Raw genomic sequence first — 14,789 nt, 5'->3', positions numbered from 1 at the left:
AAGATGAATTTTCCCGTTTTGTTAAACACCGCCCTGTGGCCGCTGGCGCTGATCCAGGCGGTGGCCCTGCTGGCTGTCGCGCCGCTGTTTGCCGGTTTCAGCCGCGTGATGCGCGCCCGGATGCACAACCGGCAGGGGCCGGGCGTGTTACAGGAATATCGCGATATCGCCAAATTACTGACACGCCAGAGCGTGGCACCGGCGGCATCGGGGGCGGCGTTTCGCAGTATGCCGTATCTGCTGACCGGCGGATTGCTGGTCATCGCCACCGCCCTGCCAGCGGTGACACTGGCATCACCGGTGGGAGCGGCGGGCGATCTGATCACCGTCATTTATCTTTTCGCCATCGTGCGCTTCGTGTTCGCCATCGCCGGGCTGGATACCGGCAGCCCGTTCACCGGCATGGGTGCCAGCCGCGAGGCGGTACTCGGCGTGCTGGTCGAGCCGATTCTGCTGCTCGGCCTGTGGGTCGCGGCGCTGGTGGCCGGTTCCACGTCACTCGGCGCGATCGCTGCCCGCGTGCTGCACTGGTCGGTGTCGTCTTCGTTAACGCTGATTCTGGCCGCGCTGGCCTGCGCTTTTGCCACTTATATCGAAATGGGCAAGCTGCCGTTTGATATGGCCGAAGCCGAGCAGGAATTACAGGAAGGCCCGCTTACCGAATACTCCGGCGCGGCGCTCGGCGTACTGAAACTGGGGATCAGTCTGAAGCAGCTGGTGGTGTTGCAACTGTTTCTCGGTCTGTTTTTCCCGTTCGGTCTGGCAGAACACCTCACGCCACTGACGCTGCTGATGGCGGTGATCGTCTGCCTGCTGAAACTGCTGGTTGCCGTTTTTCTGGTGGCACTGATTGAAAACAGCGTCGCCCGTCTGCGCTTTCTTAAAACCTCCCGCACCACCTGGGCGGGCTTCGGACTGGCGTTTCTGGCGCTGGTGTCCTGGCTGGTCGCAGGCTGACCTGACATTTTTCGTGTCCCGCTGCGGCGGGAAGAGGCTTTGTAATGAGTGATTTCAATACCGCGTTAAACCAAAATCCGGTGGGTAAGCATTATCTGGCGGCGCTGGCGAAGCAGTTTCCTTCGGCAATTTTAGGCAGCGAATGGCAGACCGATACGCAGGCCACCGTGACCATCAAACTCAATGCCCTGCCGGAAGTGGTCGAGTGGTTGTATTACCAGCAGGGCGGATGGCTGTCCGTTTTATTCGGCAATGACGAGCGCACGCTGTGCGGCAACTATGCGCTGTACTACGTGCTGTCGATGGAACAGGGCGTGAAATGCTGGATCACCGTGCGCGCCGAAGTGGATCCCGTCTCGCTGGAATTTCCTTCCGTGACGCCCCGCGTACCGGCAGCCGTCTGGGGCGAGCGCGAAGTGCGCGACATGTACGGCCTGCGTCCGGTGGGTTTGCCGGATGAACGCCGCCTGGTGCTGCCCGATGACTGGCCTGACGATTTATATCCGCTGCGCAAAGACGCCATGGATTACCGCCAGCGCCCTGCGCCGACCACGGACGAAGAAACCTATCCGTTTATTTCTGAGGCCAAAGAAGGCAGCAAAATTGTGCCGATCGGCCCGCTGCACGTCACCTCTGACGAACCCGGACATTTTCGTCTGTTTGTCGATGGCGAAGACATTATCGATGCCGATTACCGCCTGTTTTATGTGCATCGCGGCATGGAAAAACTGGCCGAAACCCGCATGGGTTACAACGAAGTGACGTTCCTGTCAGACCGCGTTTGCGGCATTTGCGGCTTCACGCACAGCGTCGCCTACACCTCATCGGTGGAGAATGCGATGGGGATCGTCGTGCCGGAACGGGCGCAGATGATCCGCTCGATTCTGCTGGAAGTGGAACGCCTGCACAGCCATCTGCTGAACCTCGGCCTGGCCTGTCATTTCGTCGGTTTCGACTCCGGCTTTATGCAGTTCTTCCGCGTGCGCGAGCAGTCCATGAAGATGGCGGAAATCCTCACCGGCGCACGGAAAACCTACGGCATGAACCTGATTGGCGGCATGCGTCGCGACATTTTAAAAGACGACATGATCGCCACCATTGCGCTGGCGGGCAGCATGCGCCGTGATCTCAACGAGCTGGTGGATATTCTGCTCAGCACGCCGAATACCGAACAGCGCAGCGTCGGCGTCGGCATTCTGGATCCGCAGGTGGCGCGTGATTTCAGCAACGTCGGCCCGATGGTGCGCGGCAGCGGCCATCGCCGCGATATGCGTCAGGATCACCCTTACGCCGGTTACGCCAAATTGCCGTTTGAGCTGTGCAGCGAAACCGGTAACGACGTCTATTCCCGCCTGAAAGTGCGCATCCACGAAGTTTTCAATTCCCTGAATATGATCGAGTTTGGCCTGCAAAGCCTGCCGGGCGGCCCGCTGGCCGTGGAAGGGTTTACCTATATTCCGCACCGCTTTGCGCTGGGTTTTGCCGAAGCACCGCGCGGCGACGACATTCACTGGAGCATGACCGGCGATAACCAGAAGCTGTTCCGCTGGCGCTGCCGGGCGGCCACCTACGCCAACTGGCCGACGCTGCGCTACATGCTGCGCGGCAATACGGTGTCTGATGCGCCGCTGATCATTGGCAGTCTCGATCCCTGCTATTCCTGCACCGACCGCATGACGGTGGTCGATGTGCGTAAGAAAACGACCATTGTCGTGCCTTACAAAGAGATCGAACGTTACGGCATCGAACGCAAAAATTCGCCGCTTTAAGGAGCCGCTCACTCATGCTGAAACTGATAAAAAAAGTGCTGAAAACCGGCACGGCGACGGTGGCCTATCCGTTTAAACCGCTGGATCTGGCACCGAACTTTCGGGGTAAACCGCAGTACACCGCGCAGCAGTGCATCGCCTGCGGCGCCTGCGCCAACGCCTGTCCGTCCAACGCGCTGACCATGACCACGGCCGAAGACGGCGAAACGATCCGCTGGCAGTTGTTTTTAGGGCGCTGCATTTTCTGCGCCCGCTGCGAGGAGGTCTGCCCGACGGCGGCCATTACGCTCTCACAGGAATTTGAACTGGCGGTGTGGCGCAAAGAAGATCTGTTCGAAACCGCAGATTTCCCCGTCTGCCACTGCCGTGAATGTGGCAAAGCCTATGCCGTGCAGAAGGAAATCGATTTTGCACTCAGCCTGTTACAGGAAAACGGCGCGCTGAGCGACCGGCAAATCGCCGACCGGCGCATCCAGTATGAAACCTGTCCGGAATGCAAAAAAATGCACTGTCTTTCTTCCACCGACCGCATTGATATCGGCCGACATATGACCACGGAGGCGCAGTCATGAGCCAGACGCTGATCGGCCCGCGTGACGAACATGGCCTGCCGGTGCCCGTCACCCTTGATGAAAGCATCGCCAAATTGAAATCCACCCTGCTCACCAGCATCCGCCGCTCTGCCTACGTCTACCGCGTGGACTGCGGCGGCTGCAACGGTTGTGAAATCGAGATTTTCGCCGCGATCTCCCCGCTGTTTGATGCCGAACGTTTTGGGATCAAAGTGGTGCCCTCACCGCGTCATGCCGACATTTTACTGTTTACCGGTGCCGTCACCCGCGCCATGCGCGTGCCTGCGCTGCGCGCCTGGGATTCTGCGCCTGATCCTAAAATCAGTATTTCCTACGGGGCCTGCGGCAACAGCGGCGGCATTTTCCACGACCTTTATTGTGTCTGGGGCGGCACTGACAAGATCGTGCCAGTGGATGTGTACATTCCCGGCTGCCCGCCCACGCCTGCCGCCACCATTTATGGTTTTGCGATGGCCCTTGGCCTGCTGGATCAGAAAATCAAAGGCCAGCAACACGATGAGGCCGCCCGCGAACCGGCGGCATTATTGCATCCCGACCTGCCGCAACCGCTGCGCGTATTGCTCGATCGCGAAGCCCGCCGCATGGCCGGTTACCGCTATGGCCGCCAGATTGCCGATCGCTTCATGGAGCTGGTCGCCGCGCCCGGCCTGCAACCGGTAGAACAGCGCATCTCGGCCTATCTGGATGAACAAGGGGATATGCGGCTCAACGAAATCGTCGGCAACCTGCAACAGATTTACCAGCAGGTGCTGCGCGGGGAGGTACGCCTGTGATGACCTCCGCCAACGATAACCGTTATGCCCGGCATCAGACCCCGGCGGGCATCACGCCTGAAAAGAACAAAGTGATTTTCTATTCGCTGAGCAGCAAGTTCGTCGATGAGAAGCGCGCGCAGAAACGCAACTCGCAAAAAGTGCAGGAAGTCATTTATTACAGTCTGGCGATCGGCCATCACCTTGGGGTCATCGACTGCCTGAAATCCCGCCTCGAATGCCCGCTTGATGATTATCGCCGGTGGATAGACCTTCTGCCGGAGAACGGCGAGGCGCACCGGAAACTGGCCGGAGTACAACGCTTCGGCGAGATCAATATCGACAGCACACACACGCACTGCCTGGCGCTGGCGCTGCGTGCGGCCCGCCAGCAGATGACCCCGCAGCAACAGGGCTGGAGCGATGCGCTGGTCGCCCTGCTCCAGCAAATCGAAAACGACCCCGCCATGTACCTGATGGTCAGGAGATACGATGCCTGATTTACCTTCCCGCTACGCGCTGCTGTGCGTCGGCAACAGCATGATGGGTGACGATGGCGCAGGCCCGCGGCTGGCCGAACTGTGCGCCGGACGGCCACTGCCCGGCTGGACCGTCGTGGACGGCGGTGCCGCGCCCGAAAACGATATCGGTTTTTTACGCGAACTGCGCCCGCAGCATCTGGTGATTGTCGATGCCACCGACATGGGGCTGGCGCCCGGCGAAATGCGCATCATCAATGAAGAGGACATCGGTGAGATGTTCATGATGACCACCCACAACCTGCCGCTGACGTTTCTGATTCAGCAACTGCGTGACGATATCCCGGACATCACGTTTGTTGGCATCCAGCCGGATGTGGTGGCGTTTTACTACCCGATGAGCGCGGTGGTGGAACAGGCGGTCAGGCATCTGCATCAGCGGCTGCCGGCACTGGAAACCGGCTTAGGTATCGCGCTTTATGCTGCCGGGGACGCCTGACATCGGCTATCGACACATCTGTCGAGGCAGTGACGAAGCGGGCATGACGTCAGCGCCCTGTTTCGTCACTGTCAATAATCACTTCGCTAACCCATTGAATCAAAAGCGTAAAAATTAACCCTCTGAACTGGCACGGTTTATGTATAGCCAGAGCAGCAATGTCGTCAGGCCGGTGTCATCCGGCTTCATAAGAAAATCCGGAATCAGGAGAGTTGAAGATGAACCGGTTTATTATCGCCGACCCTAAAAAATGTATCGGCTGCCGTACCTGTGAAATTGCCTGCGTCATGGCTCACAGTGAATCGCAGGATATCTCGCTGCTTAACGCCGCCACCTTTGCGCCGCGTTTGCACGTGATCAAGGGCGTTAATCTGAGCACCGCCGTCATGTGCCGCCAGTGTGAAGACGCGCCCTGCGCCAATGTCTGCCCGAACGGCGCTATCAGCCGCGTCGGCGACCGCGTTCAGGTGATGCAGGAGCGCTGCATCGGTTGTAAAACCTGTGTCGTTGCCTGCCCGTACGGCGCGATGGAAGTGGTCACCAAACCGATTTTCCGCCAGAACGGCGCGGCCATGACCTCCACCTCTGACAAAGCCGAAGCGCATAAATGCGATTTGTGCCACGCCCGTGCCGGCGGCCCGGCCTGTATGGAAATTTGCCCGACGAAGGCGCTGTACGCCATCGACCGCAATCACTTACAGGAAATGAACGCAGAAAAACGCCGCCGCGCTGCGCTCGATAGCACCTCCCCCCTGCTGTTTTAACCTCGGATAGAGGAAGGAAGATCATGAAAAAAATCACCACTGTCTGCCCATACTGTGGGGCGGGATGCAAAATGAATCTGGTTGTGGATAACGGTAAAATTATCCGCGCAGAAGCAGCCAATGGCGTGACCAATCAGGGCGAACTGTGCCTGAAAGGCTATTACGGCTGGGATTTTCTCAATGACACTAAACTGCTGACGCCGCGCCTGACACAGCCGCTGATCCGCCGCCAGAAGGGTGGAAAATTCGAAGCGGTCAGCTGGGATGAAGCCATCCGTTACACCGCGCAGCGTCTGAAAGAGATCAAACAAAAACATGGCCCGCGTTCGATCATGCACACCGGTTCTTCCCGCGGAACCGGCAATGAAACCAACTATGTGATGCAGAAATTCGCCCGTGCGGTGATCGGCACGAACAACGTCGACTGCTGCGCCCGCGTGTGTCACGGCCCGTCGGTTGCCGGTTTGCAGGCTACGCTCGGCAACGGCGCGATGAGCAATTCCATCGGCGATATTGAGAATTCCAAATGCCTGCTGGTGATCGGCTATAACTGTGCCGATTCACACCCGATCGTGGCCCGCCGGGTGATCAAAGCCAAAGAGAAAGGCGCGCAGATCATTGTGTGCGATCCGCGTCGTATCGAAACCGCGCGCATCGCCGATCAGCATCTGCAAATCAAAAACGGCTGCAACATGGCGCTGGTGAATGCGTTTGCCCATGTGCTGATCGAAGAAAATTTGTATGACCACGACTACGTCGCCAAATACACCGAAGGCTTCGAGGAGTACCGCAAAAACGTCGCGGATTATTCGCCGGAAAAAGTCGCCGAACAGACCGGCGTTAGTGCACAGCAAATCCGTCAGGCAATGCGCACGTACGCCGCCGCGCCGTCTGCCACCATCATGTGGGGCATGGGCGTCACGCAGTTTGGTCAGGCAGTGGATGTGGTGAAAGGGCTGGCCGGGCTGGCATTGCTGACCGGAAACCTTGGCCGGGCAAACGTCGGCGTCGGGCCGGTGCGCGGTCAGAATAATGTGCAGGGTGCCTGCGATATGGGCGTGCTGCCAAACGAATTCCCCGGCTATCAGTCTGTGACCGATGCCAAAGTCCGCGCAAAATTCGCCGATGCCTGGGGTATCGACGTGAATCAGATGGATGCACAGATCGGCCACCGCATCACCGAGATCCCCCATCTGGCGCTGGAAGGACAGGTAAAAGCCTATTACATCATGGGCGAAGATCCGTTGCAGACCGAAGCCGATTTAAGCCTGGTGCGTAAGGGCTTCGAAGCGCTGGAGTTTGTGGTTGTGCAGGACATCTTCATGACCAAAACCGCCGAGCAGGCCGATGTGATCCTGCCGGCCACCTCCTGGGGTGAGCACGGCGGCGTATTCTCCTGCGCCGACCGCGGTTTCCAGCGTTTCGAGAAAGCCATCGAACCGAAATACAACGTCAAGCGTGACTGGGAAATCATCAGCCTGCTGGCAACGGAACTGGGCTATCCGATGCATTACAACGATAACCAGGAAATCTGGGACGAAATGCGCGAGCTGTGCCCGCTGTTTTACGGCGCAACCTACGAAAAAATGGGCACGCTCGGGCATATCCAGTGGCCGTGCACCACGCTGGAAAGTCCGGGGACTCAGTACCTTTATCAGGACAATCATTTCGACACGCCAACCGGCAAAGGCCAGCTTTTCGCTGCACCGTGGCGCGCCCCGGCTGAAGTGCCGGACGGCAAGTATCCGCTGGTGTTGTGTACCGTGCGCGAAGTCGGCCACTATTCCTGCCGTTCGATGACCGGTAACTGCGCTGCCCTGCAAACGCTGGCCGACGAGCCGGGCTTTGTGCAGATGCACCCGCAGGATGCGCAGGCGCTGGGGATCCGCGATCAGCAACTGGTCTGGGTCGCCTCCCGCCGTGGCAAAGTCATTTCCCGCGCCAACTTTAACGAGCGTATCAATATTGGCGCGGTGTACATGACCTATCAGTGGTGGATCGGTGCCTGTAATGAGCTGACGCAGGAAAATCTGGATCCGATCTCTAAAACGCCGGAAACCAAATACTGTGCGGTCAACGTGGAAAACATCGCCGATCAGCGCTGGGCGGAAGACTATGCACAGCAAAGCTACAGCGACATGAAAGCACGTCTGCGCCGTGCCGTTGAAGATGTGATCCCGGTGGTTGCTGTCGGCTGACGTTGTATACCTCCCCTTTTGGGGAGGTACTTCTGGAAGGAGCGTATATGTCTGATCCCGGTTTGTTGGTTCGCATCAGCGGGAAAGTCCAGGGCGTAGGTTTTCGCCCTTTCATCTGGCAACTTGCCCAACGTTTACAGATCAAAGGGGAAGTCCATAACGACAGTCAGGGCGTAGAAATACGCCTGTTGCAACCGGTGAATATCGAAGAATTTTTACGCGAAATGTATCAGCACTGCCCGCCGCTGGCGCACATCGACAGTATCAGTCTGCGCAGTTTCTCCTGGCTCAGCCCTGTACAACAGTTTCACATTCTGGAAAGCCAGACAGGACAGATGGACACACAGGTGGTGCCCGATGCCACGACCTGCCCGGCTTGCCTGCATGAAATGAATGACCCGCACGACCGTCGCTACCGTTATCCTTTTCTCAACTGTACCCACTGCGGTCCGCGCTTCACGATCATCCATCGGATACCTTACGATCGCGCCGCCACCTCGATGGCTAATTTTCCGCTGTGCGACGCGTGTGCAAAAGAGTATAGCGATCCCGCGAATCGGCGTTTTCACGCCCAGCCCGTCGCCTGTCCGGACTGCGGGCCACAACTATTTGCGAGCCATGCTGACGGCGTGCCGTTGGCAAAAGGCGATGACGCCATCACGCGTGCCATCGAAACGCTGCGCGAAGGAGGCATCGTCGCGATAAAAGGTCTGGGCGGTTTTCATCTGGCCTGCGATGCCACCTCACTCCGGGCGGTAGCCCGCTTACGTGAGCGAAAAATACGCCCTGCTAAACCTCTGGCCGTCATGTTACCGGACGCCCGCTGGCTGGCCGAATGTACGGACGCAGCACCGCTGTTTAATGTTCAGGCATTGTTACAATCTGCGGCCGCGCCGATCGTTTTGGTTTCTTCTGCCATTGCGTCACCGCTTTGTGAAGAGATTGCGCCGGGGTTGAATGAGGTCGGGCTGATGCTGCCCTCCTCTCCGCTCCAGCATATAATCATGCAGCAGATGAATTCCCCGCTGGTGATGACTTCCGGCAATGTAGCGGGCTGCGCGCCTGCGTTAGGCAATCAGCAGGCGCTGACACAACTGTCAGCTATCGCCGATTTATGGCTGTTGCATGACCGGGATATTGTGCAGCGCGCCGATGATTCCGTGTTGCGCTATACCACCGGCAAGCCTGAGATGTTGCGCCGGGCACGGGGTTTTGTGCCGGATACCATTGACCTGCCGCCGGGATTTACCGAACAACCTCCCTTACTGGCTCTCGGGGGCGATCTCAAGAATACCTTTTGCCTCGTCCATGGAAAACACGCGGTGCTGAGTGCGCACATCGGGTCGCTTGAGCAACGTGATATTTTTGCGCAGTGGCAGCAGGCAACCCACCATTTATCCCTTCTGTTCGGCTGCCAGCCACAGCAACTGGCCTGCGATGCCCATCCGGGATATGTCAGCCATCAATGGGCGCAACAGCAGGCATTGCCGCGAACCGAAGTGCTGCATCATCATGCGCACATTGCCGCCTGCCTGGCCGAACACCGCTGGCCGCTGCATGGCGGGCCGGTGATAGGGCTGGCACTCGATGGCCTCGGCTACGGTGAAAAGGGAGAACTTTGGGGCGGGGAATGTTTACGGGTGGACTATCTCCATTGTGAACATCTTGGCGGACTGCCTGCTGCGGCCCTACCCGGTGGCGAGCGCGCATCACAACAACCGTGGCGTAACCAGCTGGCACAGTGGCTGCGCTTTGTGCCTGACTGGCAGCAGTACCCCGAGGCCGCCGGGCTGTTAACCCAGCCGTGGCAACCGCTGGAAAAAGCCATCGACGCTGGCGTGAATGCGCCGCTGGCCTCCTCCTGCGGACGGTTGTTTGACGCGGTCGCGGCAGCCCTTGGCTGCGCACCACAAACGCTCAGTTGGGAGGGCGAAGCAGCTTGCCATCTGCAGGCACTGGCCCAGCAGGCACAGGGACAGCCTCATCCCATCACCCTGCGTCTGTTATCAACAGGAAAGAGACTCACACTGGATCTGGCCGGTTTCTGGCAACAGTGGCTTCAGTGGCAAGCTCCGCGCCCTGCCCGCGCATGGGCCTTTCATGACGCGCTGGCTCAGGGTTTTGCCAATATGGCCCACCATGCCGCACGTCAGCACGGCCTGCAAACCGTGGCACTGGGGGGTGGCGTGATTCACAACGCACTGCTGCGTCAGTGCCTTCTCAAACATTTAGCCCCGCTCCACGTTCTTACCCCTCAGGCCATTCCTGCCGGTGACGGCGGGCTGGCGTTAGGCCAGGCAATGGTGGCCTGTGCCCGAATTCAGTCTTCAATCAGATCAGATTCACATAAGGACTCTCATGATTAACCGCGCATTTTTTCACACGCACCGCCGTGCTTTCTGGCTGCTGCTTGGGCTGGTTTTGCTCAACGTCGTAGCCTGGGTCTGGGCATTCGCCCTTTTCAGCCAGCACGCGGGGCTTATTGCCGCCGCCCTGCTGGCCTACGGTTACGGGCTGCGCCACGCGGTCGATGCCGACCATATTGCCGCCATCGATAATGTCACCCGCAAGCTCATGCAACAGGGCCAGCGCCCGGTGGCGGTCGGGGCCTACTTTTCCCTTGGTCACTCAAGCATTGTGGTGATTGCCTGCGCGGCGATTGCGGCAACTTCGTTATTGTTTGGTGACAAGATAGGCTGGCTGCACGACTACGGCAGCACGGTTGGCACACTGGTTTCGGCCCTGTTTTTACTACTGATGGCTGGCGTCAATGCCGCCATCCTGCGCGACGTCTGGCGCCGTTTCGGGCAGGTAAAACGCAGAATGTCATTTAGTCAGACGGAACATGGCGAGGCGGTGGCGGGCGGCGTGATGACCAAAGTTTTCCGCTTTGCTTTCAGGCTGGTCAACCGTAGCTGGCAGATGTATCTGGTCGGCTTTCTGTTCGGTTTGGGTTTTGATACCGCCACCGAGATCGGCCTGCTGGGCATCTCGGCGGCAGGCGCATCGTCAGGGATGTCGGTATGGAACATCATGGTGTTTCCCGCCCTGTTCGCCAGCGGCATGGCGCTTATCGACTCACTGGACAATTTTGTCATGGTGGGGGCTTACGGGTGGGCTTTCGATAAACCGGTGCGCAAGCTCTACTACAATATGACGATCACGGCCACCAGCGTAGTCATTGCCCTGTTTATCGGCGGGCTGGAAGCCCTTGGCCTGCTGGCCGATAAATTCAACTGGCATCAGGGTGGCTGGCAGGCCATTGACCGCCTGAATGAAAATATGGGAAGCGTGGGATACGCCGCCGTGGCGTTGTTTATTCTTTTCTGGGGGATCTCGGCGGTAAACTACCGCCGGAAGGGTTATGACAAACTGGGCATCTGACAGAAACGATTAAATAAGGTACTGCCGGGGGTGCCATTTCTGCATAATATTTATCAGATACGCCATCCCCGGTTATTTGCAAGGTTCATAAAACCATTTTAAAATTTCTATATAACTTCCAAAAATACTATTCCGCTTTCTTATACCAGGCTTTAAAATATTTCATGAAGCTATAAAGTGTCGCATAAAGCCCGGTCACCACGCCGACTTTCCCCTCACGCCATGCGCCGCTGAAAACATACCATTTCCAGAAAGCGCCGAAGGCACTGAGAAAACCACGGGAAATAGAGGGGCGGATATCCTTATGATTCACTACGCGGGTGGTATATCCGTTGAGTTTAGTAAACACTTCATGCAGCGAGTAAAACGTATCATGGCGTACCTCACCAGGCAGAATATGCGTGATCGAATAGCCCTCTGCTGAGTCATCTACCGGCACATCGTTGAAACGCACGACGTTTTTGTTAAATAATCTAACCGGAAAATCAGGAGATGAAACAGGATAAATCACCCTAACAGGTTGATTTAAAACAAACCAATAGCGTGAAAGACAGAATGCCGCACTCTCTGCCGGCTCGGTATTCTGCTTGAGCTTCAAAATAGCCTCGACCATTTCGTGGTTCATGATCTCATCGCTATCCATACACAGTACCCACTCATGCGTTGCGCGTACTACGGCATCATTCATCTGCTGACTGTGCGTAACAAATTTTTGATACACCGGTATCACGCCAAATTCCCGGCAAATATCCAGCGTACTGTCTGTGCTGCCTGAATCAACAATAATCATTTCATCAGCCAAGCGTAATAAGGGGGGAAGTACCTCACGTAATAATCGTGATGAATTAAATGTCAGAATACAAACGGAAAGTTTAAACATAGCGAATACCATTAATGTCCTTTTTATGGGTTAAAAATCAGCAAACTCATTTTGCCGTACATCTGGCGCTTTATATTATTCGAAAACACCCGCCAGAAGAATTAATTTCAAATATAATTACCTATTATAAAAAATAGTAATACTTCAATATCAAATGATACTCTTTAGTTTATTATCAGCATTTCACACGTGTAAAAGATCCACCCTGTTCTGTAACAATTGTCTCAACGTGGTTTTGGTCACAGACATTTGTTGCGGTAAGTGCTTGAATAGCCACGAAGAAAAAACCGTTTGAACGTAGAAAAATCTCTAAAGAGTTCAACCAGTTACGCGATAAAAAGGTTCCGCAATTTTGTCATCTCTGGTAATGAGGGTTGTAAAGTGACCCCCTTTTGCGGCAAGTTTACCGTTCACCCCAGCGAGCAGTTCAAATGATCTCTGTGCGAGCAATCCGATGATTAAGTGGCCGTGGAAAACAAATGACCTCCAGACAGACAAGTGGGAAGCGTGGCAAGTCGCGCTGAATATCCCGCTTTTTGCGTCATTGAATGATCAGGAGCAAAAGCGTCTGGTGCACATAGCCAGCCAGCTTTTACATCAAAAGCGGTTAGTTCCGCTGCAAGGGATTGTTCTCAATGAGCAGATGCAGGCACGGATTGCCCTGCTGTTTGCACTACCGGTGCTGGAACTTGGGGCTGAATGGCTCGACGGCTTCCATGAAATTCTTCTCTATCCGACACCCTTCGTTGTCGATTCTCCCTGGCAGGATCAGAACGGGCTGGTTCACGCCGGTTCGCAAATCCACGCCGGGCAGAGCTGGGATCAGGGACCTATCGTACTTAACTGGCAAGATATTGAAGACTCCTTTGATACTTCCGGCTTTAACCTGATTATTCACGAAGCGGCCCATAAGCTGGATCTCCGCAACGGGGGGGAAGTGAGTGGAATTCCGCCTATCGCGCTGCGAGATGTGGTGGCATGGGAGCATGATCTGCACGCCGCGATGGAAAACTTGCAGGATGAAATCGATATGGTGGGCGAAGAGGCAGCCAGTATGGACGCCTATGCCGCCAGCGATGCCGCAGAGTGTTTCGCCGTGCTGTCCGAATACTTTTTCAGTGCGCCGGAACTGCTTTCTAACCGTTTTCCGCTGGTTTATGGTCATTTTACTCGTTTTTATAAACAAGACCCTTTGGCAAGGCTGCTCCGTAACCATCCCTGCGACTGTTAATTCATCGTCATCAGGGTTTTTAGGCCAGACTGAAGAAGTATTCCTGCTCTTTTCGCTCAGTTGGTGAGCAGTCAGCCAGATAGTGCGATTTTAGCGTTGACACCCTGCGGGGCTCTGGATATCATGCGCCCCGTTCAGACAATTCCTCTGTAGTTCAGTCGGTAGAACGGCGGACTGTTAATCCGTATGTCACTGGTTCGAGTCCAGTCAGAGGAGCCATATTAGAAAAGCCCGCTTAAGGAAACTTAAGCGGGCTTTTTGCTTTTGCATTGTCGCGTTGCCCTCTCCTGCATCCCCGGCGCAGTATTTAGCGTGTCTTCCCTTTCTGGCAGCCGCCATACTCCTGTGTGCGTATTTATGGTACAAAGTATCAGCTATTCACTTACCCATTCAGAGACGCGCAATGGCCTTCTCCATCGACATTATTTCCTGCATCACCGACCGCTTTGTGGAGCTTACCGCGACGGAAAAGCGTATCGCGCAATTTATTCTGGATGACGTGCAGTTCGCCTCCACGCTGCCGATTGCAGAAATGGCAAATCTTACCGGGACAAGTCAGGCGTCGATCACCCGCTTTGCCCGCGCTATCGGCTGCAAAGACGTGCGTGAACTGAAAGTAAAACTCGCGCAGTCACTGGCGGTAGGTCAGCGCTTTATTCTGGACGTGCCGGATCTGGACGGCGTTCAGGGGATCTACGAAACAATCATTAACGTACTGGACATCAACCGGCGCGCGCTTAACCCGGATTCACTTAAAAAAGTGGTCGGATGGCTCAGTAATGCCCGACAAATTCTGGCGATTGGGATGGGCGGTGGCTCAACGATTTGCGCTCAGGAAGTCCAGTACCGCCTGTTCCGCCTTGGCCTGCCGGTGGTGAGCCAGAGCGATGGCCTGTTGGTGCGCATGATGTGCTCAGCCGTTGCGCCAAACGACGTGGTACTTGCGCTCTCGCTGGGGGGTTACACGCCGGAAATCATTGAGAGTGTGGCGATAGCCAGGCAGTACGGGGCCAAAGTCATCGCCATTACCACGCAGGATTCACCCTTAGCCGCCAATGCCGACATCGTGCTGCCGCTGATCGTGCGGGAAAATGACTACATCTTTAAGCCAAGTACCTCACGCTACGCCATGCTGGCGATGATTGATGTGCTGGCCACCGAACTGGCGATGGCCAACAAAACACAGGCAAAAGACCGGCTGAGACGCATCAAGCTGGCGCTTGACGGCCACCGGGGCGGCGTGGACCGCCAACCGTTGGGGGATTAGGAAGAGGTGACGTGCG

General features: G+C 56.4%; 13 protein-coding genes and 1 tRNA gene. 13 read left to right on the top strand and 1 reads right to left on the bottom strand.

The window, feature by feature from the left end:
* The first annotated feature begins 3 nt into the window (after nucleotides 1-3).
* From ACZRKO_RS04280 to ACZRKO_RS04235, 10 genes are all read left to right on the top strand, one after another.
* Nucleotides 4-957: a respiratory chain complex I subunit 1 family protein gene (locus ACZRKO_RS04280; protein ID WP_463735999.1), complete on the top strand. Its 954-nt coding sequence runs from the start codon at nucleotides 4-6 to the stop codon at nucleotides 955-957.
* A gap of 44 nt (nucleotides 958-1,001) precedes the next feature.
* Nucleotides 1,002-2,726 (top strand): hydrogenase large subunit, encoded by a 1,725-nt coding sequence (locus ACZRKO_RS04275; protein ID WP_056774229.1) that lies wholly within the window; start codon nucleotides 1,002-1,004, stop codon nucleotides 2,724-2,726.
* Nucleotides 2,727-2,740: 14 nt separating this feature from the next.
* On the top strand, nucleotides 2,741-3,298 hold the full coding sequence (locus tag ACZRKO_RS04270) for a formate hydrogenlyase complex iron-sulfur subunit (RefSeq protein WP_414070653.1): 558 nt from the start codon (nucleotides 2,741-2,743) through the stop codon (nucleotides 3,296-3,298).
* The gene (locus ACZRKO_RS04265) at nucleotides 3,295-4,092 is read left to right on the top strand and encodes an NADH-quinone oxidoreductase subunit B family protein (RefSeq protein ID WP_056774222.1); all 798 of its coding nucleotides are present in this window, start codon (nucleotides 3,295-3,297) and stop codon (nucleotides 4,090-4,092) included. Before ACZRKO_RS04270 ends, ACZRKO_RS04265 begins: the two co-directional genes overlap by 4 nt.
* Nucleotides 4,092-4,571, top strand: a complete 480-nt coding sequence (locus ACZRKO_RS04260) for a formate hydrogenlyase maturation HycH family protein (protein WP_414070652.1) — start codon at nucleotides 4,092-4,094, stop codon at nucleotides 4,569-4,571. The genes ACZRKO_RS04265 and ACZRKO_RS04260 overlap by 1 nt, the downstream gene beginning before the upstream one ends.
* The gene (gene hycI / locus ACZRKO_RS04255) at nucleotides 4,564-5,049 is read left to right on the top strand and encodes a hydrogenase maturation peptidase HycI (RefSeq protein WP_463735998.1); all 486 of its coding nucleotides are present in this window, start codon (nucleotides 4,564-4,566) and stop codon (nucleotides 5,047-5,049) included. The genes ACZRKO_RS04260 and hycI overlap by 8 nt, the downstream gene beginning before the upstream one ends.
* Nucleotides 5,050-5,267: 218 nt before the next feature.
* On the top strand, nucleotides 5,268-5,813 hold the full coding sequence (gene hydN, locus ACZRKO_RS04250; RefSeq protein ID WP_463735997.1) for an electron transport protein HydN: 546 nt from the start codon (nucleotides 5,268-5,270) through the stop codon (nucleotides 5,811-5,813).
* 23 nt (nucleotides 5,814-5,836) lie between these two features.
* A complete protein-coding gene (gene fdhF, locus ACZRKO_RS04245) occupies nucleotides 5,837-8,011 on the top strand; it encodes a formate dehydrogenase subunit alpha (protein ID WP_463735996.1) in 2,175 nt (724 codons plus the stop codon).
* A 47-nt stretch (nucleotides 8,012-8,058) separates the two neighbouring features.
* Nucleotides 8,059-10,377 (top strand): carbamoyltransferase HypF, encoded by a 2,319-nt coding sequence (gene hypF / locus ACZRKO_RS04240; protein WP_463735995.1) that lies wholly within the window; start codon nucleotides 8,059-8,061, stop codon nucleotides 10,375-10,377.
* Nucleotides 10,370-11,395, top strand: coding sequence for a HoxN/HupN/NixA family nickel/cobalt transporter (locus ACZRKO_RS04235; protein WP_463735994.1), 1,026 nt, complete (start codon nucleotides 10,370-10,372; stop codon nucleotides 11,393-11,395). Before hypF ends, ACZRKO_RS04235 begins: the two co-directional genes overlap by 8 nt.
* A 127-nt stretch (nucleotides 11,396-11,522) precedes the next feature.
* Here the strand turns inward: ACZRKO_RS04235 and ACZRKO_RS04230 are convergent, their stop codons facing one another.
* Nucleotides 11,523-12,275 carry a glycosyltransferase family 2 protein gene (locus ACZRKO_RS04230; RefSeq protein WP_463735993.1) on the bottom strand — a complete coding sequence of 251 codons (753 nt, stop codon included), beginning with the start codon at nucleotides 12,273-12,275 and terminating at the stop codon, nucleotides 11,523-11,525.
* 454 nt (nucleotides 12,276-12,729) lie between these two features.
* On the opposite strand from ACZRKO_RS04230, the gene mtfA reads away from it, so the two are divergent.
* The 3 genes from mtfA to ACZRKO_RS04215 all read left to right on the top strand — a co-directional run bounded on the left by mtfA (nucleotide 12,730) and on the right by ACZRKO_RS04215 (nucleotide 14,773).
* Nucleotides 12,730-13,506, top strand: coding sequence for a DgsA anti-repressor MtfA (gene mtfA, locus ACZRKO_RS04225; protein WP_463735992.1), 777 nt, complete (start codon nucleotides 12,730-12,732; stop codon nucleotides 13,504-13,506).
* A 143-nt stretch (nucleotides 13,507-13,649) separates the two neighbouring features.
* Nucleotides 13,650-13,725 (top strand) — tRNA-Asn (locus tag ACZRKO_RS04220).
* 184 nt (nucleotides 13,726-13,909) lie between these two features.
* A complete protein-coding gene (locus ACZRKO_RS04215) occupies nucleotides 13,910-14,773 on the top strand; it encodes a MurR/RpiR family transcriptional regulator (protein WP_463735991.1) in 864 nt (287 codons plus the stop codon).
* Nucleotides 14,774-14,789 lie beyond the last annotated feature (16 nt).

It is taken from the genome of Ewingella sp. C233 (assembly GCF_055407225.1).
The sequence above is the reverse complement of the archived record's forward strand: the minus strand, read 5'-3'. Positions and strand labels throughout refer to the sequence as shown.

Excerpts from the sequence above, each read along its gene's own strand:
- hypF (WP_463735995.1), top strand. The coding sequence starts at position 8,059 with ATGTCTGATCCCGGTTTGTTGGTTCGCATCAGCGGGAAAGTCCAGGGC.
- ACZRKO_RS04275 (WP_056774229.1), top strand. The coding sequence starts at position 1,002 with ATGAGTGATTTCAATACCGCGTTAAACCAAAATCCGGTGGGTAAGCAT.
- hycI (WP_463735998.1), top strand. The coding sequence starts at position 4,564 with ATGCCTGATTTACCTTCCCGCTACGCGCTGCTGTGCGTCGGCAACAGC.
- ACZRKO_RS04235 (WP_463735994.1), top strand. The coding sequence starts at position 10,370 with ATGATTAACCGCGCATTTTTTCACACGCACCGCCGTGCTTTCTGGCTG.
- ACZRKO_RS04260 (WP_414070652.1), top strand. The coding sequence starts at position 4,092 with ATGACCTCCGCCAACGATAACCGTTATGCCCGGCATCAGACCCCGGCG.
- mtfA (WP_463735992.1), top strand. The coding sequence starts at position 12,730 with ATGATTAAGTGGCCGTGGAAAACAAATGACCTCCAGACAGACAAGTGG.
- ACZRKO_RS04270 (WP_414070653.1), top strand. The coding sequence starts at position 2,741 with ATGCTGAAACTGATAAAAAAAGTGCTGAAAACCGGCACGGCGACGGTG.
- hydN (WP_463735997.1), top strand. The coding sequence starts at position 5,268 with ATGAACCGGTTTATTATCGCCGACCCTAAAAAATGTATCGGCTGCCGT.
- ACZRKO_RS04215 (WP_463735991.1), top strand. The coding sequence starts at position 13,910 with ATGGCCTTCTCCATCGACATTATTTCCTGCATCACCGACCGCTTTGTG.
- fdhF (WP_463735996.1), top strand. The coding sequence starts at position 5,837 with ATGAAAAAAATCACCACTGTCTGCCCATACTGTGGGGCGGGATGCAAA.
- ACZRKO_RS04280 (WP_463735999.1), top strand. The coding sequence starts at position 4 with ATGAATTTTCCCGTTTTGTTAAACACCGCCCTGTGGCCGCTGGCGCTG.
- ACZRKO_RS04265 (WP_056774222.1), top strand. The coding sequence starts at position 3,295 with ATGAGCCAGACGCTGATCGGCCCGCGTGACGAACATGGCCTGCCGGTG.
- ACZRKO_RS04230 (WP_463735993.1), bottom strand. The coding sequence starts at position 12,275 with ATGTTTAAACTTTCCGTTTGTATTCTGACATTTAATTCATCACGATTA.